This is a genomic window from Baaleninema sp. (genome assembly GCF_049974805.1).
Taxonomy (GTDB): Bacteria; Cyanobacteriota; Cyanobacteriia; order Cyanobacteriales; family Geitlerinemataceae; genus Baaleninema.
This window is the reverse complement of record NZ_JBNGCO010000060.1, coordinates 2495-28291: the sequence shown is the minus strand read 5'-3', so window position 1 is coordinate 28291 and position 25797 is coordinate 2495. Positions and strand designations below refer to the sequence as shown.

Sequence of the window (25797 nt, the reverse complement as noted above, 5' to 3'; positions counted from 1 at the left end):
GCGGGAAGTAGGGTTTTGAGGGATTCGCGGATGTCAACCGTTTGTTGGATGTATTCGATGAAGCGATGTTCGTCGAAGTTGACGTTGGTGAGGGTGGCGAAAAGGGCTTCGCAGGCGAAATGTCCGGCTTTGGCTTGTCGAACGCCGTGGCGATAGGCGGTGACGGCGACTTCGGCTAATCCCCGCAGGGCGTGGGTGAGGAGGTCTTGCAGGGCGTCTACGTCGGGGCTTTTTCCGCAAGCTCCCCAGGTAAAGCAACCTTCGCCTCGGGTGGTTTGTTCGCATTGGGTACAGAACACGGTGTTTATTTCCTCTTGTTCGGTCTATGCTTACTCTACGAAGTGGAGAGCCGGGGCGTCCTTGACTTAAATCAAGGGAGGGAAGTTTTTCTCGGAAGGGGTCTCGGATGGGGGACTGTGGGGGGCATCTCGCTTCGGCTAATGTCCTGAAACTAGGGAGTTCTAGGAAGATCGGGGACATCTGCAAGGCGGAATTGTCTAGATAGCTGGTTTCTCTCTATTGAGATTGTGGGCGGTTTGAGACGAACCTGTCTGTTTTGACTTTTATGGCTTTTTCTATCTTTATTAGATCGATGGAAAAATACGATCGAATACAGATTCAGGCTGCGCGATCGCTGTTTTTACGTTTAAGCTATATATCGATCGATCTTCCTAACTGGCGTTGAACGCTATTTTTCTTCATGACTATCGATATCGCCACCATGTCCCTCGTTGTCAGCATCTCGTCTTTGCTGCACGCGATCGTTTTAGTCTTTCTTTTACTTATCACGAAGCGATGTCGCGGTATTCTTGTTTATACAATTGGCACAATTTTATCGGCAGCGACTTTTTTGTTTTATCTGATCCGATGGTTTTATCCTGAATTTTTAATTTTACGTTTGTTGGGGAATATTTTTATCGTTGCTGCTCGCGTGTTTTATGTACTCGGAATTGCTCGATTTGTGGAACGGAAAGAATATCGATTTTTATGGTTGTTTTTAATCGGAATTCAAATTCCTGTACAATTTTATTTCACTTATATAAAGCCCAGTTTTGTGACTCGAAATATATGGCTACTAACTGTTGTGATTGCAGCGCAAATTTTTGCGTCTTATTATTTATTTTTAAGTAGAGAATGCCATTTTAAAAAAACCGCATATTTTACAGCATTTGTTCTAATTTTAGATTCTATAGTTTTGTTATTTCGTGCTTTTGTACTTCCGTTTTCTGGGGTTCAGCATTTATTTCATTCTAGTATTATCAATAGTTCGACTTTCTTTTCTATCCTAATTTCCGACCACTTGCGCAATGCTGGGTTTATGATGATGGTCGTCCAGCGTCTTTATTCAGAGCTAGAAAATCGCGCCAATTTCGATTTTTTAACGAATACGCTCAATCGCCGAGCAATGAACGTCTTTTTAAATAAAGAAGAGTCTCGATTTTTTCGATATCAAACGAGTTTTTCATTAATTTTATTAGATATCGATCGATTCAAGCAAATTAACGATACTTTCGGTCACGATATGGGGGATATTGTTTTGAAAAACATCTCGGGATTACTCGAGACTCATTTAAGAAAAGGAGATTATCTCAGCCGTTGGGGTGGAGAAGAATTTTTGATTCTCTTACCGAAGACCAGTTGTGATGAGGCTTTTTTAATTGCAGAACGACTGAGGCAATCTGTCGAAAAAAATCCTTCATCGAACGGTTCGATCGACCATACTATTAGTTTGGGAGTGGGGACGTTTCAGCAACATGGCGAAACGATAAAAGCGTTAATCGTCGCCGTCGATAAAGCGTTGTATTGCGCGAAAACCACGGGACGCAATAAAACGATCGTCGCGATCGATCCGAACGCGCTAGAAAATACGATACAAGAGAAGGACAAGGAAGAAAAATAGCGTCTGATACGGAATCCGCATCCGATAAGCTAGGTTTCAATACGTCTTCACCACATAAAAACCAGTATTTGAAATTCGGATTCCGTATGACGTTGCAATTTTTCGAGTAATCTGGAATTTTCAAGATTCCAAATCGCTCAACCCGTTCAACCAATTTGAGGAACACAGAATGGACGATCGCACGATTTTTCAAACGGGGTTGTTTGAAGGACTTCCCCCGGAACAAGTAGAATGGATGGCTCAAATTGCTCGACATCAGCAGTATCGCAGAGGAGAGCCGATTTTTTTCGAGGGAGACGAGTGCAAAGGCTTTTTTATCGTAAAATCGGGACGAGTCAAGGTGTTTAAAACCTCTCCTGATGGGAAAGAGCAGATTTTACACTGGTTCGAGGAAGGAGAACGCTTTGCGGAACTTCCAGCGTTCGATGGGGGAGATTACCCCGCTTCAGCCTCAGCGGTGGAAAAAACGGAGTTGTTATTTTTCCCGAAAGATTCGATCGTGGCGTTGGTTCAGAAGCATCCCACGTTGGCGTTGAACTTGCTGGCGGCGTTGTCGCGACATTTACGCCGTTTCGCCAAAATTATTGACAATTTGTCGTTTAAGGAAGTCCCCAATCGTCTGGCGGTGTATTTGTTGAAGTTGAGCGATCGCTCGGATAATGCCGATATTGTGAAATTAGACGTGACGAAAGGTCAATTAGCGGCGTTTTTGGGGACGATTCCGGAAACCCTCTCGCGAGCCTTCGCTAAGCTGGCTCAGGAGGGGATTATCGACGTGGAGGGAGCTGAGGTGACGTTGCGCGATCGCTCCCGGTTGGAACGGTTGGCGGCGGGGGACAAGCCGATTTAGGGGATTTTTGAGGCGGATTGGGGATCGATCGCCAGATTGTCCATCGATCGTCAGATCCTATCAATAAATCGTCATATAACTGCGATCGGGTCCGGTGGGAAGTAAGACTAATTCCTGTTTTTGTAAGTCTAATTCGATACCCAAGGCTTCCAGGGGAATCACGCCGAGTAAGGGATCGCGTCCGCCGGGAAGTTCCAAACAATCAAAGGTTCCTTCTCGTCCCAGAACGGAGATTTTCGCATCTTGGAAAATGCGAGCGGTTTCGAGTCCGGTTGCGGTTTGAACGGTGACTTCTCGGAGTAAGTCTAAACCGAGGGTTTCGATAACGGGTTTGGGAAGACATAAGGTGGTCGCCCCTGTATCGACTAAGAGGTTTTCTAAGGTTACGCTTCGGATGCGATCGTGAGAAATTAAACCTCGTTTGGCTGCACCTTGGTCGAGACGATTGACAATTGTTACAGTTGTGGTAACTTGCCCCATTGTTCCTCGTTCTAGGATTCTCATTATTTTACCTATTTTGAATTTTATGCTCAAGAATATGTAATGTTATTATACATTTATATCAGGTTTCTGCCCAAGCCGAGATCGCGCCAATGTATTCTAGGGTCAGTTCGTATTTTTCGCGATTTCCTTGCTCTTTATAAAGTCTGGCAGCCCTTTCTAGGTTTTGAATTGCCCGGTCTCGTTCTTGAAATTCGTTGTTTAAAATTGCGCCTCGGTTAAAGTAGGCATCGGCGTAGGTTTCATCGAGTTCTATGGCATGGTTGAAATCTGATAAAGCCTCTCTAAACTTCTCGAATTCTGCATAAACAACGCCGCGATTAAAGTAGGTTATGGCGTCGTTGGGCTTGAGGTCGATCGCTCGACTGTAAGCGTCGATCGAACCTTGAACATCTCCACTTTGCCAACGCACAAATCCCAAGCCAAAGTAAGCGTTAAAATTTCGACTGTCGAGTTGTAACGTCCGATTGTAATCGGCGATCGCTCCGGAATAATTACCGAGGTCGCTTTGGATGTCGCCGCGAACGAGATAGGCGTCGGGCGAGTCGGAATCCAGTCGAATGGCTTCGGTCAATTCAAGGAGAGCTTCGAGAGATTCGTCGCGATGTTCGTGGCGAATTAAACCTCGATAAAGATAAGGAGTCGGATTTCCGGAATCGAGGGCGATGGCGTTAGAAAAATCGGAAAACGCCGCCTCGAAATTTCCCTGTTGGTAGAAGACAAATCCGCGATAGACATAGGCGTCGGCGTAAGCGGGATCTCGGGTAATGGCGGCGGTGAAGGCGTCGATCGCCTCGAGATGGTTTCCCGCTTCGTAGTGGCGAATTCCCCGCAGATAGTCGTTTACGGCGTCGGTGGGGGAAACTTCCTCGGCGACAGCGAGATGCGTCACCGCGAAAGTCGCGATCGCCAAACTGGGTATCGCCAAGTTGGTTATCGCCAAACTGGTTATCGCCAAACTGGGTATCGCCAAACTGGGTATCGCCAAGTTGGTTATCGCCAAACTGGGTATCGCCAAGTTGGTGAGGAAGATGAGATTCTCGAAACGGGGTTTCATCGGGGCGATCGAACGTCGTTTTGCTTTGATGGTAGATCCTCGGGAGAACAATGGGGGGTTGCGATCGCGACGCCTTTCCCCGATACTAACTAAGCCCACAGATAGAGAAACCCCCGGTTCCCTTCAGAGAAACCAGGGTGTTTCGATGGAAATCTAAAAATAATCTAAAGTTCGAGTCGGGGTTTAATTGGCGTTCGCCGTGACTCCATCGACAGGCGCCGCTGGGTTGTAGTAAATGACCTGAGTCGGATAAGCAATGTCGATATTGCGGGCGTCGAAGGCGCGTTTGATCTCGAAATTCATCTGCTGTTGGGCGTCCATATATTGAGCGTAGTCGCTGCTGTTGACGTAGTAGACGACTTCGTAATTCAGGCTGAAATCCCCGTAGGACGCGAAATGCGCGCGATCGAACGTCACGTTTTCCGTGGCTTCGACGATGGCTTTGAGAAGGTTGGGGATTTCCTCGAGTTTGTCGAGTCCCGTTTCGTAGGTGACGCCGATGCTGAAGACGATGCGTCGCGTCTTCATGTGTTTGTAGTTGCGAATCCGCGATCCGGTTAAATCGGTGTTGGAGAGAACCAATCGTTCGCCACTCAAACTCTTCATGCGGGTGGTTTTGATCCCCACGTGTTCGACGGTTCCCATATAGTCGCCGACGATGATGAAGTCGCCGAGTTCGAAGGGGCGATCGATCAGGATGGAGAAGTAGCTAAACAGGTCTTGTAACACCCCTTGGGCGGCTAACGCAACTGCGATCCCCCCAATTCCCAAACTCGCCACGATCGCAGAGACGTTAAATTGCAGGTTGTCGAGGAGGAAAATCAGTCCGATCGCCCAGACGACAATGCGAATCGCAGGGAGGAGCGATTGCAGCGTTGGCTGGATATTCGGGTTCTTTGCTTTGATCCCATATAGGAGCAGGGCGTATTCGATTAGGGCGACGATGGCTCGAATGACGATAATCGTAAACAGAATTGTAAAGACGACATCGACGGCTCGATCGAGAATCTGATGCAAGATTAAACCGTCAATCGCCAAATAGAAGACGCCCAGATAGAGAACGGGAACTAACGCCTGTTCGAGAATTTTGATGAAGGAATTATCGAGGTCGCTTTCTGTTCGGTGAACCCATTTCTTTATACTTTTCAGAACGAGGGATTTTGCAATTTGAACGACGATAAATCCGACGACAACAATGCCGACAGCAATCAAATAATCTAGGACTGTATTTCCTAGAAATTGAAGTTGGAAGAATTGACCTGACATAGTTCGTTTTTCCTGAATGTCATGGAATTTTAACACTGAGAGACGACGATCGCAGTGCGATCGCCATCCTTCGAGGTGCTAGAACCCATATCTAGCCTGAGTTCTAGCATTCTCAAACTCGTGCTGCATACAATGCGAATACATTGTTAGTACATAATACACATGATGTATGTTATAGTAGAAAGAGCCATTCGGTTAAAAGTCAAGTAAAAGACGGAAAACCATGACTACGACAAAAGATCGGAATCTGACATCTGAGCTGTCACTCCAAAACACCCCGGTCGAATTTTCTGAGAAGCCTAACACTGTGAAAATCAAGCACTATCTCACCGCAGCAGTCGAATTAGTTTTTGACGTTTTAGTTCAAATCGAACGGAATTTAGAAACCACCTAGTACGTTGTCCCTGGCGTGTTCGCTTCGTTCTCGACGTCACGCAACGTTTATCCAATATCCTGCGCCAATGCAAGGGCAAATTCACTCAACGGTCGATCGCATCGCTCGATCGCGATCGACCTGATATCCCTGACCTCCTGTCGTTTTCCGACATGGTGGGGGCGGCCGAACGGTTCAGGCATCCCCCGCCTCCCTGTCGGGTTGCAGTCCAGTTGCGCCATCGCTGCGCGATCGAGACCCTAAACATGCAGTGAAGTCGTTTGATTTTGCCAAACGGGTACTCAAAAACCCCGATACCGTAGCGGACGGGGTAAGAAGGCCGAGTTCGGACGAGAGAGCGTTTCTGTTGCTATTGCACGAGATTTCGGAAAGGGCGTCTGTCTCGGAAGGGTCGATTTTGTCTGTGCGGTAACGCACGAAGCTTGCAGTAAAGCGGACGGCGGCGTGACTCGAAGGCGCGATCGTCGGGCCGAACACTCCTGTCGGCGCGATCGGGATTGGGGGAAACGTGGCGTTGTCTCAAATCTTTCACCTTCTGATTCTCGCATGGGAATCGATCGAGAAAATTCTCGAGAATTCGTCCGAGACTCGATTTAGGCGGTTTCGAGCCAATCGAAGATGCGATCGAGCTGGTCGATCGTAATCAAGCCGTACTGCCACAAGACCATTGAAAAGGTATTGGGGGAGTTTTCGCCGCGACGCAGAGCTAAATCGATAGACGTAGCGGGAATTGACAAATCGTCTTGTAAAAAGCGGATTAATTTCGCGAGTTTGTTAAATTTCATTTTTTTTACTTCCGACCCGTTCGTGCAACACTAATACTATGCGCTGAATTGTATCCCCAATCTGCGATCGACATAACTTTTTGAGTGTGATCTAGATCGCTCGATGGGGCGATCGCCCGTCAAAGGCTTCGACCTCTCAAATGCAGTTATATCCTGCGATCCCCGCTCTACCTAGATTGCAGACTCTTGGAGACCGCTACGATTTCCCTTCAGTTTCATCGTTAAGTTTTTTCAATCTCAGCGATTATTTCCGACAGAATTCGTTACAGGAATTACAAGTTTTTTTTAACCTTCTCTAAAGGATTGTCAATCCTTCTAAAGGCATAAGTGACATCACGCAGATAACTGCTAACCACTTAGCAAACTGTCCGCAGATTCCGCCAGGAATCTATGAAATGCGGATAAGCTGGGCGAAAATGTACTCCCAGACAGAGAAAAGTGCCATGAAAGAGATGGAGAACATCCCCAAACTGCATAGTAGTGGCTGGATCTTCCAAACCTGGACGTCGTTTATCCTCTCGATTTCTGTCACGTCGGTGGGAATTTTCTATCTCCCCATCGACAACTGGCAGAAAGCGTTTTTAGGGATGGGAATGCTGTTTTCCGTCGGTTCGACGCTGAACGTCGCGAAAGTCACTCGCGATCTTCACGAATCGAAGCGGATTACGTCCCGGCTCGACGAAGCTCGTATTGAAAAGCTCCTCAGCGAACATAATTCGCTGTCTTAGCCGATGCTGGTGTGGAAGATGTAGCAAAAGGGCGGTTGTGACACCGCCCTTTTTGAATCGGGATGACTGGATTCGAACCAGCGGCCCCTTCGTCCCGAACGAAGTGCGCTACCAAACTGCGCTACATCCCGACTTGGGTTGACTATTCTAACACAAACAAGATATCACAAGATCGAAACTGAAGACAGCTTTTTGGGAAATTTTTTTTGAAATCTCAGCCCTCGATCGTGTCAAACCCCCTTCAACCGGGAACGCTGTACGTTGTCGGAACGCCCATCGGAAATCTTGAAGATATGACGTTTCGTGCGGTGGCGACGCTGAACGCTGCTGACGTCATTGCGGCTGAGGATACTCGCCATACGGGGAAGTTGTTGCAACATTTCCAGATTGCGACGCCTCAGATTGCTTACCATCACCACAATCGATCGCAGCGGATTCCGGAAATTCTCGATCGCCTACAGCGGGGAGAAGCGATCGCCCTGGTGACGGATGCGGGAATGCCGGGAATTTCCGATCCCGGATACGAGTTAGTGAAAGCCTGTGCGGAAGCGGGGCTTCCGGTGGTGCCGATTCCGGGGGTGAGTGCCAGTGTTACGGCGGTGAGCGTTTCCGGTATTGAGTGCGATCGATTTACGTTTGAAGGGTTTTTACCGACGAAGGGGAAGTCACGCCGCGAACGGTTGGAACAGTTGTCGGGAGAGGTGCGAACGCTGATTTTTTACGAAGCCCCCCATCGACTGCGGGAAACGCTGGCGGATTTGGCGTCGGTGCTGGGGAACGGGAGATCGATCGCCTTGGGGCGAGAGTTGACGAAGCGGTTTGAGGAGATTTGGCGGGGAACGTTAGGGGAGGCGATCGCACTATACCAACAACGGGAACCGAAAGGGGAATATACGATCGTCGTGGCGGGGGCGAGTGCGGAAGGGATGGTGTTGTCGGAGGAGGCGTTGAAGGCGGAGTTACAGCAGTTGATGGCGTCGGGGTTGTCGCGTTCCCAAGCCAGTCGAGAGTTGGCGCGATCGTCTCAGTTGTCTCGCCGTCAGCTTTATCAGTTGGCGTTGACGATCGAGGATTAAACCCGATTAAACGACATTTAACACCTGTGCTTCAGGTGAAACGCGATCGCGGAAGTAGGGATTCAAGCAATCTGGGGTATTGAGATCGACGGTTCGATCGAACAATCTCGAGAGTTCGTCTTGAATTTCGTCTTGAATATCGATAAACCCAAACCCAGGAACGTATCCTGGCTGAAATTCCACGAGAATATCAATATCACTATTTTCGTTAAAGTCTTCTCGTAAAATAGAGCTAAACAGCGAAAGTTTGGCTCTATTTTACTTCTGGCAGAGTTGTTCGAGTTGAGATCGATCGATGAGAATTCTATTTTTTAATTTCTATTTTTTAATAGAGTTTTTATGGTAAAATTAAATTGATATTTCATGCTGAATTTTTAGTTTTTTTACATCTTATTTTCGCTCCGTTGGTTTTTACAAAAAAACGAAATTGGTGGGGGTTTACTGTTCCCCGGGAAAGTTTAAGATACGCGATCGCATTGACGTACTGACTCGAAATCCCAGTTCTTCTAATCGATCCACAACTGGACGAACAGTCTGAAGATCTCCCATTTGCTTCGCTTTGAGTAAAATTCCCAAGGTTCCCGTCAACTGTATGCCGATTTGCTTTGCCACTTTTCGGGCGAGATTATCATCTAATACAACTAAAGCATCAGGAGTTTCCATTGCCAAAGCGATAACTTCCCGCTCTCCTAAACCGAGGCTAGGAAATTCCGGCAATACAGATAAATTGTGAGGTGTTGCGAAGTTCACCCAAGGCAAATCCGAAATATTTGGAAGAGAAACACCTAACTTTCTACCCTCAGACAGTTCGTCAGCAACAGCTTGAGGAATCGTAACACGATCGTATAAGGTTGGGAGTAGATCGAGCAATTGAGTTTGATAGAGATACTGGATGGCCGATGTGTTGGTAATGACATTAGGCATTCAATACATCCTCAGCCAGTTCGGATTCAGTTAAATCAAACGTATCGATTCCGTAATCTGAAAGTTTGGAGAGAAAAACGGGTTTCGGAATTCCAGCCAGTTCGGAAGCAGCTCCTGATGAGAGTTTACCCAATTCGTACAACTTCATCGCCGCTGCGAGGCGAATTTCATCGCCCAGGCGATCGGGGGAAAGTTGCAGTGCAGCACACAGTTTATCTGAAAATTCGATGGTAATGTTAGTCATTTTTGGGATTGCAATTTCAATCTAAATCGATATCTTAATAAAGGTCTTCAAGTTGAAGATCGAATTTACCCTCAGTGCGATCGCAATACGCCAAAAATTCCTCAAAACTGAGTTCGATTCCCCGCCTCGTCGTTGCCATCCCTTACCAACTCCCCAACTCTGGCCTCAATTTTAGCCGTTAAAATAGAAGACTCACCCCTTGCCAACCCAACCGTTACCAACCCAACACAGAGACCATGACCGTCAATACCCCCGTAGAATTCCAAGACGAATTTGATGTGGTCGTCGTGGGGGCAGGACACGCCGGATGTGACGCTGCCCTCGCCTCGGCGCGACTGGGATGCCGCACCCTGTTGCTGACGCTGAACCTAGATAAAATCGCGTGGCAACCCTGCAACCCCGCCGTCGGCGCCCCCGCGAAGTCCCAGTTAGTCCACGAAGTCGATGCCCTCGGCGGCGAAATCGGCAAAATGGCCGATCGCACCTACCTACAAAAGCGCGTTCTCAACGCCTCGCGAGGACCGGCGGTGTGGGCCTTGCGGGCGCAAACGGACAAACGGGAGTATGCTGCCATCATGCGGCGCATCGTGGAAAACCAGGAAAACCTGTCGGTGCGCGAAGGCATGGTGACGGACATCGTTTTGGGGAAAAACGACGAAATCATCGGCGTTCAAACCTATTTCGGCGTCGCCTTCAAATGCAAAACGGTGATTCTGACCACCGGAACCTTCCTCGGTGGCGTGATTTGGGTGGGAAACAAATCCATGCCAGCCGGACGGGCCGGAGAGTTCGCCGCCGTGGGACTGACGGAAACCCTGCAACAGATGGGGTTTGAGGTCGATCGACTGAAAACGGGAACCCCGGCGCGAGTGGACAAGCGATCGGTCGATTACAGCAAAATGGAACCGCAACCGCCGGATGAAGAGGTGCGCTGGTTCAGTTTCGACCCGGACGCCTGGGTGGAACGAGAACAGATGAACTGTTATCTGACCCGGACGACGGCCCAAACCCACAAAATTATTCAAGACAACCTAGAACTGTCCCCGGTTTACGGCGGTTGGGTGGATTCCAAAGGACCCCGTTACTGTCCCAGTATCGAGGACAAAATCGTTCGCTTCGCCGACAAACCCAGTCACCAAATTTTCATCGAACCCGAAGGTCGGGATTTCCCCGAACTCTACATTCAAGGGTTTTCCACGGGACTGCCGGAAAACCTGCAACTGCGGATGTTGCGGACGTTGCCGGGGATGGAAAACTGCGTGATGCTGCGTCCGGCCTATGCGGTGGAATACGATTACCTTCCGGCGACTCAGTGTTTCCCCACGATGATGACGAAGAAAGTGGAGGGTCTGTTCTGCGCGGGACAGATTAACGGAACCACGGGATATGAGGAAGCGGCGGCGCAGGGGATCGTGGCGGGAATCAACGCGGCGCGGTTCGTCCGGGGTCAAGAGATGCTGGTGTTCCCCCGGGAGGGAAGTTATATCGGTACGTTACTCGACGACCTTTGTACGAAGGAGTTGCGGGAACCCTATCGGATGTTAACGTCTCGATCGGAGTATCGCTTGGTGTTGCGATCGGACAATGCGGACCGCCGTTTGACGCCGTTGGGACGAGAAATCGGTCTGATTGACGATCGCCGTTGGGAACTGTTCCAACGCAAGCAAGCCAACATTGCGGCGGAAAAGGAACGGTTGCAGGGAACCCGCGTCAAGCAACACGACGAAATCGGACAGCGCATCATCGAGGAAACGCAACAGGGAATTAAGGGTTCGGCGACGCTGGCGGAGTTGTTGCGCCGTCCCAAGTTCCATTATGTGGATCTCGATCGATTCGGGTTGGGAAATCCCGATCTCGCGTTGGCGGAACGAGAAGGCGCGGAAATCGACATTAAATATTCGGGATATCTGCAACGCCAGCAAAACCAAATCGACCAGATCGGTCGGGAAGCCAACCGTCCGCTTCCGGCGGATTTGGATTACGACGCCATTGACACGCTGTCGAAGGAGTCGCGGGAGAAACTCTCGAAGGTGCGTCCGATGACTATCGGTCAAGCCTCGCGTATCGGCGGGGTGAATCCGGCGGACGTGAATGCGTTGTTGATTTACCTCGAAACCCGCCATCGCAAGCAAACGGTGGGGATTGGGAAATAAATCGTAGGGTGCGTGACTTGAAAAATAGGGTGTCGATCGCGAGACGGATCGATCGTCACGCACCGCCCACATTATTCGCTGTTGACTTAGGCGCGATCGCGGAATGCAAACAGGCGATCGAGCGTTGCGTTCATTCTTTACCTCTTTTCAATTAGAATTTTTCAACTTTTTATCAAAAACTAAATCATTGATGCACGCAAACTTTTCCAGCTTTATCTAGAACAGGAAATTCATCCCAGGTTCTACCATCGAGCGTGCGTCCATTCTTTTTTTTCTGAACTCCACCCCATTGCTTAAAAAAGAAAGGAACACCCGATGTTAAACACCGATCTCGGATTTCCCTGACCCAATCAATTTGGATAGTACGCGCACCCGGTCCAGATTCCCCACCAACAATTACCCAGTGAATTCCTTGCAAATCTAAATCAAGACGACCGAGTAGCGGTTCGCAAGATAAAAAACGAATTTGAGCGGGAATTTGTTTGAGAACATCCGATCGCCAATTCCAAGCTTGAGATTCAACGCTAACACCCGCCCAAACATTATACGGCCAGCGATCGATTTTCTGAGCCACTTCCAACATCTTTTCAGGACGCTTGGTCAACAACTGAAATTGATGCCAGTGAGCTTCTTTCATGACACGAAATACAGATAGCACGAAATCGAGCGGAATCTCATCATGAAATAGATCGCTCATCGAATTTACAAAAATCCGGCGAGGCTTTTTCCATGACAAAGGCATCGTGACTCGATCTGGCCACACTCTAAGATCGAAACCTTGCTCGTAAGGATGTCCTTTTATTCCACGCCAGCGTTCGGCAAAACGTTCGGCATAGCAATTTAAGCATCCTGGGCTAATTTTGGTGCATCCCGTGGTGGGATTCCAAGTCGATTCTGTCCATTCAATGGTTGATTTAGCAGACATCACTAATTTTTGTACTTTTTTCTATTTTACCTTACTCGCACTCGATCTGTTAATCTCGGTAAACCCTGTTTTCCAACTGTTTCAGCTTCTAAGATGCCTTTCTGGTAAAGCGGTATAAATACTTCAGATCGATATTGCTTTCGCTTCAGTTTACCCATAGATAAAATACCTTCACGATCGAGCGTTAAAATCAGTCTTGTCATGGCATCATCTAATAAAGTCCATTCAGAGCAGATATCCGCTAGAATACGGGTAATATGAGGTTTTAGTATTTTTAACTGGTCTTGGTTTTCTCTCTGCCAATCTTGCTCCAAAAACTCAGAAAGGTTTTGATTAAAGTTGTCTCGAAAAAACAAACTTTTGTTTTCCTCATAAACCAGATCGTTCAAGAGTACGCCAAAGGCTTTTTCAGGATGCCGACTGCAAGCAATAATATGATATTTAGGCGCGACAGAATTAAACTCTTCTTTAATCTCAAAACTTACAACACCTTTAAAACTACATTCATCTCTTAGTTTTTGTTTGTAATGTTCGATCGCCCATTTTGCAAAGGTTTGAGGAGGACTGTCTGTTCGTTTAATTTCCTCCCATTTTTGTCTCCAAGCTTTCTTAGAGGATGCACCAAAAAAAGAATCTACTTTTTTGGCAAAGGTATCTCCTGTTGTTTTTCCTTGTTGTTTCCATTTTTCTGACATGGCATTTCCAACCTGCCTAGACAAGTAGCCATTATGAAAAAGAATAAATAATTCGCCGCCAAAATTTATTTGATATTCCGCAATCCTTTTAAGGGATTCAAAACCTACTCCATTCGGACTAAATGTATCTAGAAAAAAGAGAGAAGGGCAAGGTTTACTTAACCCTTGCCCAAGGTCTACCATTAAGTTATCTAATATTTCTTCAAATCCAGAGGGGGGATAAATTTTATAACCTAGTCCTTCTCCTACAGCAGAACACTTATCTCTAAGTTTTTGATTTCTTTCTCGGTTTTCTTCAACGAAAAAACATCGCAAATTTACCCGCTGCTCTGCCTGGAGAATTCGAGATGTTTTTAATGCAATTATCGGAGAGCCGTCTTTATCAGAAAAATTGGGTTCGTATCTTTTCCAGAAAGGAGAATTTTTAATAAACTCTTCGATGCCACCAATCGCACCTTCTTCATATTCTCCACTTCCTGCAAATCCATCGATGTAGTTAATGGTATCGCTCAAGGCCGCTAAATTATAACAACTTGCCTGTAAATACTTTAAAATAATCCTATGCTTGGCCACTGACCATTCACGTTTCCGTGTAAAAAAATCTCTTTGGGCGTTCGGATCGTTATCAAATAATGAAAGTTGCTTGTTCATTGTGCAGTTTCCAAAGTAATGTTTTCTGCAATGATAGGGGCAAGCAACGCTCACCCCTAAATCTTGACGATTACGCCTTAGCCACTTCCTTCTTCTTCGCCTCTTCCAAAGCCAAGAACTTCTCAAGTTCCGTCAGCGCGTCCGCATCCACCTTCGTCTGCATCGGACAGAACTTCGGCCCGCACATCGAGCAGAACTCAGCGGTTTTGTAAATATCCGCCGGAAGCGTTTCATCGTGGTACTCCCGAGCGCGATCGGGATCGAGCGCCAACTCAAACTGCTTGTTCCAGTCGAAGTTGTACCGCGCCGCCGAGAGTTCGTCGTCGCGATCGCGCGCACCAGGACGATGGCGGGCAATATCCGCCGCGTGGGCCGCAATCTTATACGCAATCAACCCTTGGCGAACGTCTTCCGCATCCGGTAAACCCAAGTGTTCCTTCGGCGTGACGTAGCACAGCATCGCCGTACCGTACCAACCCGCCATCGCCGCACCGATCGCCGACGTAATATGGTCGTAACCGGGAGCGATATCCGTCACCAACGGACCGAGAACGTAGAAAGGCGCTTCGCTGCACTCTTCCATTTGTTTCTTGACGTTGAACTCAATTTGGTCCATCGGCACGTGACCGGGGCCTTCCACCATCACCTGAACGTCGTGTTCCCAAGCGCGGCGCGTCAACTGTCCGAGAGTTTTCAACTCTGCCAATTGCGCTTCGTCGCTGGCGTCGTGGGTGCAACCGGGGCGCAGGGAGTCACCCAAACTGAACGACACATCGTATTTTTTGAAGATTTCGATGATGTCGTCAAAGTGGGTGTAGAGGGGGTTTTGCTTGTGGTGGTGCAGCATCCATTTCGCCAGGATACCGCCACCGCGCGAGACAATCCCCGTGATGCGGTTGCGAACTAACGGCAGGTGTTCGAGGAGGATTCCCGCGTGAATCGTCATGTAGTCCACACCCTGCTGGGCGTGTTTTTCGATGACGTTCAGGAAATCGTCCGCCGTCAGATTTTCGATGTTACCGTGGACGCTTTCGAGGGCTTGGTACACCGGAACTGTACCGATGGGAACCGGGGAAGCGTTGATAACAGCGGTACGGATGGTGTCTAAGTCGCCGCCGCCGGTGGACAAGTCCATGACGGTGTCCGCGCCGTATTTCACCGCCAAGTTCAGTTTGTCCACTTCCTCATCGATGTTGGAGGAGTTGGGCGACGCGCCGATGTTGGCGTTGACTTTGCATTTGGACGCCACACCAATACACATCGGTTCGAGGTTGGTGTGGTTGATGTTGGCGGGAATAATCATCCGTCCGCGAGCCACTTCGTCGCGAATCAACTCGGCGGGTAGGTTTTCCCGTTTGGCGACGTGCTGCATCTCTTCAGTGATGACGCCTTGACGGGCGTAGTGCATCTGAGAGACGTTGCTTTGCCCGCGTCGCTTAGCTACCCAGTCTGTACGCATATTGAATTTCCTCAAAGAACAGCTTCCCTTCGCCGGTACTAACCGGTCTCAGGTTCTAAGGGTGTAATCTCAGCCTGACGACTCAGGCACCCCTAGCTCGTTAAGTGTTGAACTTAAGTGTTGAATTGTAGCATTTTTTCCGTGGAAATGCGTAGCGGGAGTTTTTTGGCCAGGGAGCGGGGGATCGGGGAAGAAGGGGAGAGGGGAACCGGGGTGAAGTTGGGATTTGACCGGGTTTTGGGGAGGTCTGTTTGAGGTTTAGATGTCGTAAGCTGTCGGTTGGGTTGAGCTTTGCGAAACTCAATAGCGATGGATGTTTTAAAGCGGTTCGATCGACCTTTATTTTAAATTTTATTGTAAATTTGTAAAAAAAAACAAAAATACACTAAAATAAATATACTTTAAATATCTAGATTAAATTGAAGTTTAAATTAAAAAAGTAAATTTCATGTCGTCAGATCGAGTCACCGAAATTTTGTAAATTTCGCAATTTAATATTAACTATTATAGAAATATTCGTTATTTTTTAGACTTGATATAAAATTAAGAATTCAAAAATATTATACCTTCTGAAGTTGAGTTTATAAGATGGTTGTATTTCCGGTCAAACCCCTTGCTATTGGGGTGCAAATCTTCGCCGCTACCCAATTTTTATGTTCGCTATAGAAAATTACACTGTAATCTCATAAGACCCAAATATTGAGTTCAAAACACTAAAATTTACCGACTGAAAACGACGATAAATCCCTCAAATTACTCGCGAGTGAGGTGCGTTTCCCCCAGTTCGATATTTTCGCTAAAACCCAAATCCAGAGCGACGCCGGAACGCACCTTGCCCTTCTGAACTCTGCGTATTGGGGGTGCTTTTCAAAAGTCTCCTTCGGCGAGAGCATCAAGTTAAACGGGAACCACATCAGCAAAAGCCGTCATGGACGAAGAAAACACCCCTAACAGGCGATCGACCGTTTTTGACCAAGTGTAATTCTCTGCAACAAACCTAACGCCAGAACGCCGTGCAGTCTCTCGAAAAACAGAATCTTCGATCGCCCGTTCCATCGCCGCCACTAAACTCTCAATATCGGGATTCAAAATCAAACGGGATTCGTTACAAAGAGTCGTCCAAATCGGCTGACTGTCAACCCGTAACGCAAAGTTCGATCGCGTAAAATCGTCCGTCGGACCTCCCGCCGTACAAATCACCGGATTTCCGCAGGCGATCGATTCCAACACCGGAAGATTGAACCCTTCGGCTAAATAGGGCGAAACATAAACATCCGCCGCTTGGTGCAGTCGAATCACTTCCTCAAACGATAAATCTTTCCCAATATAGGCAATTCGCGGCAGCGTGCGTTCCCGTTCCTGGGGCGTCAACGTCTCTTTTAACCCATCGATAACGTATTTCTGCGACTCGTACAGCGAAGAAGTTCCTTTTAATACCAATCTAGCCTCGGGGTATCGATCGACCACCCGAGAAAACGCCTTCAACAGCGGACGAATTCCCTTTCGCGGGTGCAACGAACTAACGTTGAGAAACAGGAAATAATCCTCAATTCCCAATTCCCGACGCAAAGCTTTACGTTCCTCTGGGGGAAGCGGACGACACCGCTGCGTATCCACCCCCAGGGGAACCACCACCACCCGACTCGGTTCGGCGCCGCTGGCGATAAATCCTTGACGAGACCATTCCGAGGAAGTAACGATGACGGTATCCGTATCGCGGTACGCCTGTTTGAAATCCGAAACCCCCATCGCCGACAACATGGCGTTGTGAACCTTTCCGTACTCTGTCAGTCCGAACACGACGGTTTGACTGGCTTCAGAAGCGGGTTTGAGGTTAAAGGGCATTTGCATCCGCAACAACACATCGGCGTAGCCGGAGGGTTCGGGAATGCGGCGTAACGCCGTTTCTTCAGCCGGAGACAACAACCCCGCCGTCGGTTTCCAATCCTGTAAATAGGGCATTTCCCGGTGAAACAGGTTCACGTGGGGACGCTTGAGGAGTTCGAGAAGTTGGAATTGGTTGACGACGGCATAGGATTGGGAGATGTATCGCCATCCTTCGACGAAGAGTTTCATAGCGATGGGGACAAGGGGACAAGGTTGATACTCATCATCTCATCATCTCATCATCCCCTCATCTCATCATCCCCTCATCTCATCATCCCCTCATCGCCGTGTGGCGCGGCGCATGGCGGTGACGACTTGGGCGTTGGGGAATACGCCGTCTCCTTGCATTTCGGGTAAAGCGGGGAAGACTTCAACTTTGAGAACGCGATCGAACCGAATAGTCACGCTGCGATCGTACAGGTGAAAGGTCAACAACGGCATTTCCACCGCCAGTTGTAACTGTTGGTAAACTTCCTGGGGCGTCATGGGAACGCTGAAGGATTCTTCGTGTCCGTTTTCGTAGGAAAAGGTAATTTGGGTTTCTGTATATTGGCTTTGCATGGGAGTTTTAACGGAACGCGACAGGGAGGTAGGGGCGCAGATGGTTCGCCCCCCTACCGGGATCTTAATCGTTGAGTTCGTCTTTGGAAGGGGGAAGTTGACTCATCTCGTCTAAATCCAACACCTTCGCCAACTCCGCTTCGTCCATCAATCCTTTCTCTAACACCAGTTGACGCAGGGATTTCCCGGTTTCGAGGGATTCTTTAGCGATCGCAGCGGCGTTGAGATAGCCAATATGGGGATTCAAGGCGGTCACGAGGGCTAAACTTCCTTCGGCGTAGGCGGCGCAGCGATCGCCATTGGCGGTGATTCCGTCGATGCAGCGCGTCTTCAACGCGGAAATCGTATTGCCCAGAATCTCGATGCTGTGAATTAAATCGTAAGCCACTAAGGGCATCATAACGTTTAATTCTAATTGTCCCGCTTGGGCGCAGAGGGCGATCGCCTGGTCGTATCCCATCACCTGGAAACACACCATCGAGGTCATTTCCGCCATCACCGGATTGTATTTTCCCGGCATAATCGAGGAACCCGGTTGAACGGGAGGAAGTTGAATTTCTTTCAATCCCGTTTTCGGACCTGAATCCATCAAACGCAAATCGTGGGAAATTTTCACCAAATCCTGGGCGAGGTTGCGGAGACTTCCCGAAACGCTGACAAACGGCGAAAGGCTTTGCATCGCCGCCATGAGGTGAGGGGCGCTTTGCAAGGATTGTCCGATGTATTCCGAGAGTAATTCGGCGACGCGGAAACGATAGCGGGGGTGCGTGTTAAGTCCGGTTCCCGAGGCGCTTCCGCCCAAGCCTAACACTTTTAAATCTTCGGCGGCGAATTGAACGCGGCGGCGATGGTCGCTTAAAATTGTCCCCCAGGCGCGAAAGACTTCCCCCAAGCGCACGGGTACGGCGTCTTGCATGTGGGTGCGCCCGGATTTTACGATGTTTTGGAATTCGTCGGCTTTGCGATGGAGAGATGCGATCGCCGCGTCTAAGGCGGGGAAGAAAATGCGATCGAGGGCTAACAACGACCCGACGCGAATGGCGGTGGGAATCACGTCGTTGGTAGACTGTCCGTAGTTTACATGGTCGTTGGGACTGACGCGACTGTAGTTTCCTTTGGCATCTCCGAGAAGTTCTAAGGCGCGATTGGCGAGAACTTCGTTGACGTTCATGTGGTGAGAGGTTCCCGCCCCGGCTTGGTAGACATCCACCACGAACTGTTCTCGAAACTGTCCGTTGAGAACTTCCTCGGCGGCGTTAACGATGGCTTCGGCGATATCTTGGGGAATGCAGCCGAGTTCGCTGTTGGCGGTGGCGGTGGCTTTTTTTATCAGAACGCACGCATCGACGTAAGTGGGAAGCGGTTTGAGTCCGCTAATGGGGAAGTTTTCTGTCGCCCGTAGGGTTTGAATGCCATAGTAGGCGTTAGCGGGGATTTGGCGTTCCCCCATTGAGTCTTTTTCTGTGCGGTAGTCTGTCATCTCAGGCTGCCAACTGTTGGTCTCGGGTTTCTCTTTGGTTTATCTTCTCACGCAGTCGTTTCGATCGAGTTCTTTAGACGACAATAGAACCAGACGATCGATCGAACCCAGCGCGATCGCTCTCCAGTTGGCGGTTCGCTGCGTGGTGTTCGCTGTGTGTTGTTCGCTGTGTGTTGAAAAAGGGGGAAACCAAGCGTGAATCTAATGAGTAGTCGTCTCACGCCGTATTTGGAATCGCGATGGGAAGATTACTGGCTGTGCTATCACCAAGGGGAGAAATTCGCCGATAAGGGCGAGTATACGGCGGCGTTAGCCTGTTTCGATCGCGCCCTTCTCGCCCGCCCTCACGACTATTGGAGTTGGTACGAACGGGGAAACGTTCTCGTGGAGTTGGGGGATTATGAGGAAGCGGTTTACAGTTTCGATCGCGCCGGGGAACAACGCCCTCGGGACTATTGGGTATGGTACAACCGAGGTTGCGTGTTGTCGGAAGAGTTAGAAAAGTTCGACGACGCGATCGCCAGTTTCGATAAAGCCTTGCGGTTGCGCCCTCACGATTATTGGGCGTGGTTCCGTCGCGGCGATGCGTTGCGGTATTTGGGAGAATATCGGGCGGCGCTTTCGAGTTACGAGGAATCGATCGAAATTCGCCCGCGAGATTTTTGGGGATGGTTCCGCAAAGCCGACTGTTTGCGACAATTGGGACAGTACGAGGATGCGATCGTCAATTACCGTCAGGCGTTGCGTCGCGATCCTGAAGATTTTTGGACGCGGTATAAGTTAGCGGAAACCTACCGCCAGATGAAGGATTACCGACAGGCGATCGCGCAATACGATAGTTGTCTCGATCTCGATCCTGAAGATGGTTACAGTTGGTACAACCAAGCCTGTTGTGCGGCGTTGACGGACGACGTAGAAGTGGCGTTGGAGGCGTTGAAACGGGCGATTTCCCTCGCCCCGAAAATCTTTATTCCCAGGGCTTTAAACGATCCGGATTTAGCCTCGTTACAGGATCGATCGGCGTTTCATCACCTACTGCAATTCGACGCCTACGAAGACCGTTCTGATTCGGAGACATAACGATGGTGACTCGCAGGATTCTCGCTCAAAAAACCAATCTTCGCGAACTCATCGAGACCTTTCATCTCGAACTCGTAGAAGACGAAGCATTTTTCTCAGAATGGCAAACGGATTTACCGGAACTTTCAGATACAGAAAAACAGCTTCTCGATAAAGTTAAAGCGGGATATCTCAATTTATTGAACTATCCGCCCTTACTCGAAGATGTCGTGCGGATGTCCGTTCTCGATCCGATTTTATTTATCGGCGACTTTTATTTACAGCCGTTTTACGTTCGTTCCGAAGAACCCATCGAGTTTCTCGTCGAAGACGAAGATACCCTCGTCAAAGGACGAATCGATACCCTCGTTCTCAAAGATAAATTTTGGGTGATGGCGATCGAATCCAAGAAAGCCTCTTTTTCCATCGAAGAAGGACTCGCACAACTGATTGCCTACATGATGGGAAATCCCCACCCCGAACGTCCCGTATACGGTTTAATCTCAACGGGAGGCAGTTTCGCATTCATCAAACTCCTGAAATCCCAAGCTTGGCAATACGCCGTTTCCAAAGTATTTATTACGCGCAACCCCGGCAACGAACTCTATACCGTCTTACAGATATTAAAACATCTCTCCCGTCTGATAATTGAAGAATAAAACAGTCTTTCAAAACCGATGGATTCTCCATATTCTCACTGTCGGATGTGGTGAATCCTTCAACCCACCCTGAAAACCCATGAGTTCCTTACACGAATCCAACGACATCGTCGCCGATCGCTACCGTATCCTAAGTGTATTAGGAAGCGGTGGAATGGGAACGACTTACGAAGCCGAAGACACCCACGACGGAACCCGAATCGCCATGAAAGTGGTGTCCTTGCGGCGGGTGACAGATTGGAAAGTCGTCGAACTGTTCGATCGCGAAGCGAGAGTTCTCGCCAACCTCAACCATCCCAACATCCCCAACTATCTGGCGCGATTTCAACTCGATACCGACGGCGATCGACGGTTTTACCTGGTTCAAGAACTCGCCCCCGGAACCTCCCTCGCCACCCTCATCGAAAGAGGTTGGAAACCCACGGAAAAAGAAGTTAAACGCATTGTGCGAAACGTTTTAGAGATATTACAATATCTCCACGATTTACATCCCCCCGTCATTCACCGCGACATCAAACCCCAAAACATCCTTCGCGACGACAACGGAAGCGTGTATTTAGTGGATTTCGGGGCGGTTCAGGATGTCTATCGCAACACCCTCACCCGAGGCGGAACCTTCGTCGGAACGCTGGGATACATGGCGCACGAACAGTTTCGCGGCGAAGTCTGTGCGGCGTCAGATTTGTATGGATTAGGCGCCACGGCGTTGTTTTTACTGTCGGGGAAATCGCCGGATTGGTTTCCGCAAAAACGCTTGAAACTCCAGTTTCGCGATCGAATTCGGGTTTCTCCCGAGTTTGGCGATTGGTTAGAAAAGATACTCGAACCGTCGATCGAGGATCGGTTTATCTGTGCGGAGGAGGCGATCGACGCCCTCGATCGCACGGAACAGGTATCGGTGACGTTGGATATCGAAACCATCGACTTTACCAATTCCTTTGCGCGGCGTTCTCACCAACCCTTTGGATTAGTCTCTCAGGAAAACTCTAACTATTTAGCCTATGTGATTCCCGCCTCTCCTAACCTAATGTGGGTGGCGCTTTTGTATCCACTTTCGCTGGTTTTTGCCATCATTATTGGTATTTATCCGATAACTTTACTGACGTTGGCGATATTCTTCGGAGTCGGGGCGATTCTCGCGGTGGGGTTGGGTACGGAACGCTGGCTGATTATCGATCGAGAGCGGTTTTTATTTCTCTGGCGTTGCTGGGGCATTACCTACTATAAAAAATATGGAAACACCTCCGATATCGAATTAGTAGAAGTGGAAACTCTATTATCATCAAAATCTAAAAAAGTCGCCCCTCGAAAAATATCCATGCTGTGTATTTGGGAAGGGGTGTTTTTACGGCGTTTTGCCTACGATTTCCCCCGAGAAGACTTAGAAATTATGGCGCAGGAAATTCGTGAATTTCTCGGAATTGAGCCGCTTTGACTCGGCGGAATTATTCTCCCTCCAATTCAGAGGGATCGATACCCAATTCTCGCAGTTTCGCCGCCAGTCGATCGGCGCGTTGACTGGCAATTTCCGCCCGTTGGCGTTCTCGCTGTGCCAATTCTTCCGGCGTGGGAAGTCGGTTTCCTTGGCGATCGTACCAGTACAACCATTCGCGAGTTCGTCCGAGATAGGTTCCGCGATCGCGCCCCAACGCCAAACCAATTTCTGGCAACCAAACAGGATTTCCTGAAAGCTGTCGATACTCGCCATTTTCTAACTGATAAACCTCTAACGGTTGGCGATCGCGCCGGGTTCGCCCAGGCACGTAAATGGCGTAATATAAAATTCCCAATTTCGCGTAATCGACTTTTTTTCGTTCGTATTCCCCGCCATAGGTTTTAGAAACCACTTCTAGGGCAAAAATCGGCGGAATTCCCTGTTCTTCCCAGAAAACGTAACTCAACCGTCCCCCTTCCCCGATAAACCGTTCGACGCCCAGAGACAGAAAGCCATCGGGAACGATCGCCGATTCCCCGGGAGCGTAGTAAATTCCCATATCCACGGCGAAAAACCAATCCTCGCGATCGCTCCACGCCAGTGCCAAAATAGCTTCGAGGAGATTGGGGACGAGGTTCTGTAACTCATTATCCACAGGCGTATCGTCAGAATCGGGGAGTTCTGCGGAGGAAGGCAAACATTGACGAGGATCGTAATTCAGCATAGTGAAGTTGCCGTGCTTTCCTGTTTTTTATTATAGGCGATCGATTCGATAAAATCAATCCCAAAAAGAGTTTTTCTAGCAAAAAATTATCAAAAAAATGCAGAGCTAGGGCAGATTTTATTATTTTAAATTATAGTGGACGCCATCGGCTGCATAGAGCAATAGCGAAACCCAATAGACTCGCTATTAAGTTTTATCCATCAAGCCAACCTAAAATCCCATCATTACAACTGAGCAAATATTGGAATTTTAAAACTTTTTTGGATTTCCTGAGTTTGAATAAGCGAATTTCATACCCGGTGGGGGATAGGGGGCGAAGGGGGGATGCGCCCCATCCCAGATTTTGTATTCAAATCAACAAATTACACCCTAATCTCAGAAGATCCACTTTTTTGTATCCTAAAGAGAGCAAACCGCCCCACAAATTACGCGATCGACCATGACTCATTCAACAACCTATCCCGTTCCTCCCGGTAATCTAGGATTGCCAATTATCGGCGAAACCCTCGATTTTTTCCGCGATTCCGACTTCCAAAAACGCCGACACGAACGCTACGGTCCGATTTTCAAAACCCGAATACTGGGTCAAGCCACCGTTTACATCCAAGGCGGCGAAGCCAACCCTCTAATTCTCGGCGATCGCGATCGCCACTTCGAGGTCACTTGGCCGCCCAGTACGCGGGCGCTTCTCGGCGCCAACTCCCTGGCGTTGCAAACCGGAGAGATTCACAGCCATCGCCGCCGCTTGATGTTTCAAGCCTTTCAGCCTCGCGCCCTGGAAAGCTACATCCCGACCATGCTGGAAATCAGCGATCGCTACATCGAACGGTGGCGCGATCGAAAAACCCTAACCTGGTATCCCGAACTCCGCCAATATACCTTCGATGTCGCCGCCAAACTGCTCGTGGGTCTCGATGACGGTTCTCGTACCGATCTCGGTCATCTCTTTGAAACCTGGTGCGGCGGTTTGTTCTCCATTCCCTGGAATTTCCCCTGGACGAATTTCGGAAAAGCCAAACGAGCGCGACGGGAACTATTAGCCTTACTCGAAGACATCATTCACCAGCGACAGCAACAACCCAGCAGCAACACGGACGCCCTGGGATTACTCCTCACCGCCGAAGATGAAAACGGAAACCGTCTGAGTCTCGAAGAACTGAAAGAACAAATCTTACTGTTGCTGTTCGCCGGACACGAAACCCTTACCTCGTCGATGGTGTCGATGGTCATGTTGCTGGCTCAATACCCAGAAGTCCGCGATCGCGCCCGAGAAGAGCAAGAGCAATTTCGCGATCGATCGCTGACATCCGCCACATTAAAAGAGATGGTTTATCTCGAACAGGTGATGCAAGAAGTCTTGCGTTTTATCCCCGCCGTGGGGGGTGGTTTTCGGAAAGTCATCAAAGCATTGACCTATGGCGGCTATCAGATTCCTGTGGGGTGGAACATCACCTATCAAATCGGCTCGACCCATCGCAACAGCGACTATTTCACCGATCCCGATCGCTTCGATCCCGATCGCTTCGCCCCCGATCGCGCTGAGGACAAACCCCCGTTTCGCCATATCGCCTTTGGCGGCGGAATGCGGGAATGTCTCGGGAAAGAATTCGCACGGCTTGAAATGAAGTTACTGGCGGTTAAGTTGCTGCGAGATTACGACTGGACGCTTTTACCCGACCAAGACCTCAGTTTAAAAGTGGTTCCGACCCCCTGTCCGAAAGACGGCTTGAAAGTTGAGTTCGTCCCCCTGGCGCGATTGCAGAACGCCCCAGCACAGCAGAGGGTTTAGGACTGTAGCATGTGGGAATCGTTTCGCTCCGTTGAGTGGTGAAATCCCTGGCGGAGCCAGTCGATCGTACTTGTTTTTGCTCTAATCTTTAAAGATTTACAAACTTCCCGTAAAATCGCCGATTTTTGACCGAGAGATGAATAGAGCGTTTCGGAGTTTATGCGATCGGTGTCTGATTCTCCCCCATCTCAATCTGTACTCGCATTTCTCAGTATTATTACTTAGCTTATTTAAATCTTTATCAAGGTTACATTTCAGATTCGCGACAGAAGAAAGGAAAAAAGGCCGTCTGGCAGCCTCGGTTTTGGGAACATCAGATTCGAGATGAATCAGATTTGGTGAATCATGTAGATTACATCCATTTTAATCCAGTTAAACATGGATTGGTGAAGGCTCCGAAGGATGGGAAGCGATCGAGCTTTTTACGGTATGTCGATCGCGGGATTTATCCGCTCGATTGGGGCGCCGATGAAGACCTCAAATTTCCTGACCATGTCGGTCGTGAATAGTGGGGGTTTTTGGGTTTCGCTTTCGCTTCAGCCAACCTACGGCTTATTGTGAATTGAAATAGGGGTTGTTGGGTTTCGCTTTCGCT

The 25797-nt window shown here is 48.9% G+C and carries 24 protein-coding genes, 1 tRNA gene, 1 pseudogene and 1 riboswitch; of the genes and pseudogenes, 10 read left to right on the top strand and 16 right to left on the bottom strand.

The window, feature by feature from the left end:
- Window positions 1-299: pseudogene (locus tag ACP5D4_RS12820) on the bottom strand (hydroxylamine reductase); the annotation flags it as partial.
- A 401-nt stretch (window positions 300-700) separates the two neighbouring features.
- On the opposite strand from ACP5D4_RS12820, the gene ACP5D4_RS12815 reads away from it, so the two are divergent.
- Together ACP5D4_RS12815 and ACP5D4_RS12810 are read left to right on the top strand one after the other, a co-directional pair.
- Window positions 701-1900, top strand: coding sequence for a GGDEF domain-containing protein (locus ACP5D4_RS12815; protein ID WP_428012013.1), 1200 nt, complete (start codon window positions 701-703; stop codon window positions 1898-1900).
- A 169-nt stretch (window positions 1901-2069) separates the two neighbouring features.
- Window positions 2070-2750: a Crp/Fnr family transcriptional regulator gene (locus ACP5D4_RS12810; protein ID WP_428012012.1), complete on the top strand. Its 681-nt coding sequence runs from the start codon at window positions 2070-2072 to the stop codon at window positions 2748-2750.
- Window positions 2751-2810: 60 nt separating this feature from the next.
- Here the strand turns inward: ACP5D4_RS12810 and ACP5D4_RS12805 are convergent, their stop codons facing one another.
- From ACP5D4_RS12805 to ACP5D4_RS12795, 3 genes are all read right to left on the bottom strand, one after another.
- The gene (locus ACP5D4_RS12805) at window positions 2811-3230 is read right to left on the bottom strand and encodes an aspartyl protease family protein (RefSeq protein ID WP_428012011.1); all 420 of its coding nucleotides are present in this window, start codon (window positions 3228-3230) and stop codon (window positions 2811-2813) included.
- Window positions 3231-3312: 82 nt separating this feature from the next.
- Complete coding sequence (locus ACP5D4_RS12800) at window positions 3313-4308, bottom strand: tetratricopeptide repeat protein (RefSeq protein WP_428012010.1); 996 nt, start codon at window positions 4306-4308, stop codon at window positions 3313-3315.
- A gap of 183 nt (window positions 4309-4491) precedes the next feature.
- Entirely contained in the window at window positions 4492-5574 is a 1083-nt protein-coding gene (locus ACP5D4_RS12795; RefSeq protein ID WP_428012009.1) for a mechanosensitive ion channel family protein, read from the bottom strand.
- Between the two features lie 223 nt (window positions 5575-5797).
- Here ACP5D4_RS12795 and ACP5D4_RS12790 point away from each other — a divergent pair, with 223 nt between their 5' ends.
- The gene (locus ACP5D4_RS12790; RefSeq protein WP_428012008.1) at window positions 5798-5968 is read left to right on the top strand and encodes a hypothetical protein; all 171 of its coding nucleotides are present in this window, start codon (window positions 5798-5800) and stop codon (window positions 5966-5968) included.
- 593 nt (window positions 5969-6561) lie between these two features.
- Here ACP5D4_RS12790 and ACP5D4_RS12785 read toward each other — a convergent pair.
- On the bottom strand, window positions 6562-6753 hold the full coding sequence (locus ACP5D4_RS12785; protein WP_428012007.1) for a DUF2949 domain-containing protein: 192 nt from the start codon (window positions 6751-6753) through the stop codon (window positions 6562-6564).
- A 416-nt stretch (window positions 6754-7169) separates the two neighbouring features.
- Here ACP5D4_RS12785 and ACP5D4_RS12780 point away from each other — a divergent pair, with 416 nt between their 5' ends.
- Window positions 7170-7481: a YiaA/YiaB family inner membrane protein gene (locus ACP5D4_RS12780; RefSeq protein ID WP_428012006.1), complete on the top strand. Its 312-nt coding sequence runs from the start codon at window positions 7170-7172 to the stop codon at window positions 7479-7481.
- Window positions 7482-7538: 57 nt separating this feature from the next.
- On the opposite strand, the gene ACP5D4_RS12775 is transcribed toward ACP5D4_RS12780, so the two are convergent.
- A tRNA-Pro gene (locus ACP5D4_RS12775) sits at window positions 7539-7612 on the bottom strand.
- Between the two features lie 96 nt (window positions 7613-7708).
- On the opposite strand from ACP5D4_RS12775, the gene rsmI reads away from it, so the two are divergent.
- Entirely contained in the window at window positions 7709-8557 is an 849-nt protein-coding gene (rsmI, locus tag ACP5D4_RS12770) for a 16S rRNA (cytidine(1402)-2'-O)-methyltransferase (RefSeq protein ID WP_428012005.1), read from the top strand.
- Between the two features lie 6 nt (window positions 8558-8563).
- On the opposite strand, the gene ACP5D4_RS12765 is transcribed toward rsmI, so the two are convergent.
- The 3 genes from ACP5D4_RS12765 to ACP5D4_RS12755 form a co-directional block, all read right to left on the bottom strand.
- Window positions 8564-8797 carry a nucleotidyltransferase family protein gene (locus ACP5D4_RS12765; RefSeq protein ID WP_428012014.1) on the bottom strand — a complete coding sequence of 78 codons (234 nt, stop codon included), beginning with the start codon at window positions 8795-8797 and terminating at the stop codon, window positions 8564-8566.
- A 198-nt stretch (window positions 8798-8995) separates the two neighbouring features.
- Window positions 8996-9481: a DUF3368 domain-containing protein gene (locus ACP5D4_RS12760; protein ID WP_428012004.1), complete on the bottom strand. Its 486-nt coding sequence runs from the start codon at window positions 9479-9481 to the stop codon at window positions 8996-8998.
- Window positions 9474-9725 carry a UPF0175 family protein gene (locus ACP5D4_RS12755; protein WP_428012003.1) on the bottom strand — a complete coding sequence of 84 codons (252 nt, stop codon included), beginning with the start codon at window positions 9723-9725 and terminating at the stop codon, window positions 9474-9476. Before ACP5D4_RS12755 ends, ACP5D4_RS12760 begins: the two co-directional genes overlap by 8 nt.
- Before the next feature lie 236 nt (window positions 9726-9961).
- On the opposite strand from ACP5D4_RS12755, the gene mnmG reads away from it, so the two are divergent.
- The gene (mnmG, locus tag ACP5D4_RS12750; protein WP_428012002.1) at window positions 9962-11878 is read left to right on the top strand and encodes a tRNA uridine-5-carboxymethylaminomethyl(34) synthesis enzyme MnmG; all 1917 of its coding nucleotides are present in this window, start codon (window positions 9962-9964) and stop codon (window positions 11876-11878) included.
- Between the two features lie 184 nt (window positions 11879-12062).
- On the opposite strand, the gene ACP5D4_RS12745 is transcribed toward mnmG, so the two are convergent.
- The 6 genes from ACP5D4_RS12745 to ACP5D4_RS12720 all read right to left on the bottom strand — a co-directional run bounded on the left by ACP5D4_RS12745 (window position 12063) and on the right by ACP5D4_RS12720 (window position 19536).
- Window positions 12063-12803, bottom strand: a complete 741-nt coding sequence (locus tag ACP5D4_RS12745) for a DUF5131 family protein (RefSeq protein ID WP_428012001.1) — start codon at window positions 12801-12803, stop codon at window positions 12063-12065.
- Between the two features lie 26 nt (window positions 12804-12829).
- Window positions 12830-14149, bottom strand: coding sequence for a three-Cys-motif partner protein TcmP (gene tcmP / locus ACP5D4_RS12740; protein WP_428012000.1), 1320 nt, complete (start codon window positions 14147-14149; stop codon window positions 12830-12832).
- Window positions 14150-14219: 70 nt separating this feature from the next.
- Window positions 14220-15608 (bottom strand): phosphomethylpyrimidine synthase, encoded by a 1389-nt coding sequence (thiC, locus tag ACP5D4_RS12735; RefSeq protein ID WP_428011999.1) that lies wholly within the window; start codon window positions 15606-15608, stop codon window positions 14220-14222.
- A gap of 7 nt (window positions 15609-15615) precedes the next feature.
- A riboswitch (TPP riboswitch) is annotated at window positions 15616-15712 on the bottom strand.
- 793 nt (window positions 15713-16505) lie between these two features.
- Window positions 16506-17684 carry a glycosyltransferase gene (locus ACP5D4_RS12730; RefSeq protein WP_428011998.1) on the bottom strand — a complete coding sequence of 393 codons (1179 nt, stop codon included), beginning with the start codon at window positions 17682-17684 and terminating at the stop codon, window positions 16506-16508.
- A 90-nt stretch (window positions 17685-17774) separates the two neighbouring features.
- A complete protein-coding gene (locus ACP5D4_RS12725; protein WP_428011997.1) occupies window positions 17775-18056 on the bottom strand; it encodes a hypothetical protein in 282 nt (93 codons plus the stop codon).
- 64 nt (window positions 18057-18120) lie between these two features.
- Window positions 18121-19536, bottom strand: a complete 1416-nt coding sequence (locus ACP5D4_RS12720) for an aspartate ammonia-lyase (RefSeq protein ID WP_428011996.1) — start codon at window positions 19534-19536, stop codon at window positions 18121-18123.
- 204 nt (window positions 19537-19740) lie between these two features.
- Between ACP5D4_RS12720 and ACP5D4_RS12715 the strand changes: the two genes are divergently transcribed.
- The 3 genes from ACP5D4_RS12715 (at window position 19741) to ACP5D4_RS12705 (ending at window position 22689) form a co-directional block, all read left to right on the top strand.
- Entirely contained in the window at window positions 19741-20616 is an 876-nt protein-coding gene (locus tag ACP5D4_RS12715) for a tetratricopeptide repeat protein (protein ID WP_428011995.1), read from the top strand.
- Between the two features lie 2 nt (window positions 20617-20618).
- Window positions 20619-21254 carry a restriction endonuclease subunit R gene (locus ACP5D4_RS12710; RefSeq protein ID WP_428011994.1) on the top strand — a complete coding sequence of 212 codons (636 nt, stop codon included), beginning with the start codon at window positions 20619-20621 and terminating at the stop codon, window positions 21252-21254.
- A gap of 79 nt (window positions 21255-21333) precedes the next feature.
- Window positions 21334-22689: a serine/threonine protein kinase gene (locus tag ACP5D4_RS12705; protein ID WP_428011993.1), complete on the top strand. Its 1356-nt coding sequence runs from the start codon at window positions 21334-21336 to the stop codon at window positions 22687-22689.
- 10 nt (window positions 22690-22699) lie between these two features.
- Here ACP5D4_RS12705 and ACP5D4_RS12700 read toward each other — a convergent pair whose 3' ends face one another.
- Window positions 22700-23413: a Uma2 family endonuclease gene (locus tag ACP5D4_RS12700; protein ID WP_428011992.1), complete on the bottom strand. Its 714-nt coding sequence runs from the start codon at window positions 23411-23413 to the stop codon at window positions 22700-22702.
- 439 nt (window positions 23414-23852) lie between these two features.
- Between ACP5D4_RS12700 and ACP5D4_RS12695 the strand changes: the two genes are divergently transcribed.
- Window positions 23853-25202 (top strand): cytochrome P450, encoded by a 1350-nt coding sequence (locus ACP5D4_RS12695; protein WP_428011991.1) that lies wholly within the window; start codon window positions 23853-23855, stop codon window positions 25200-25202.
- Window positions 25203-25797: the final 595 nt, after the last annotated feature.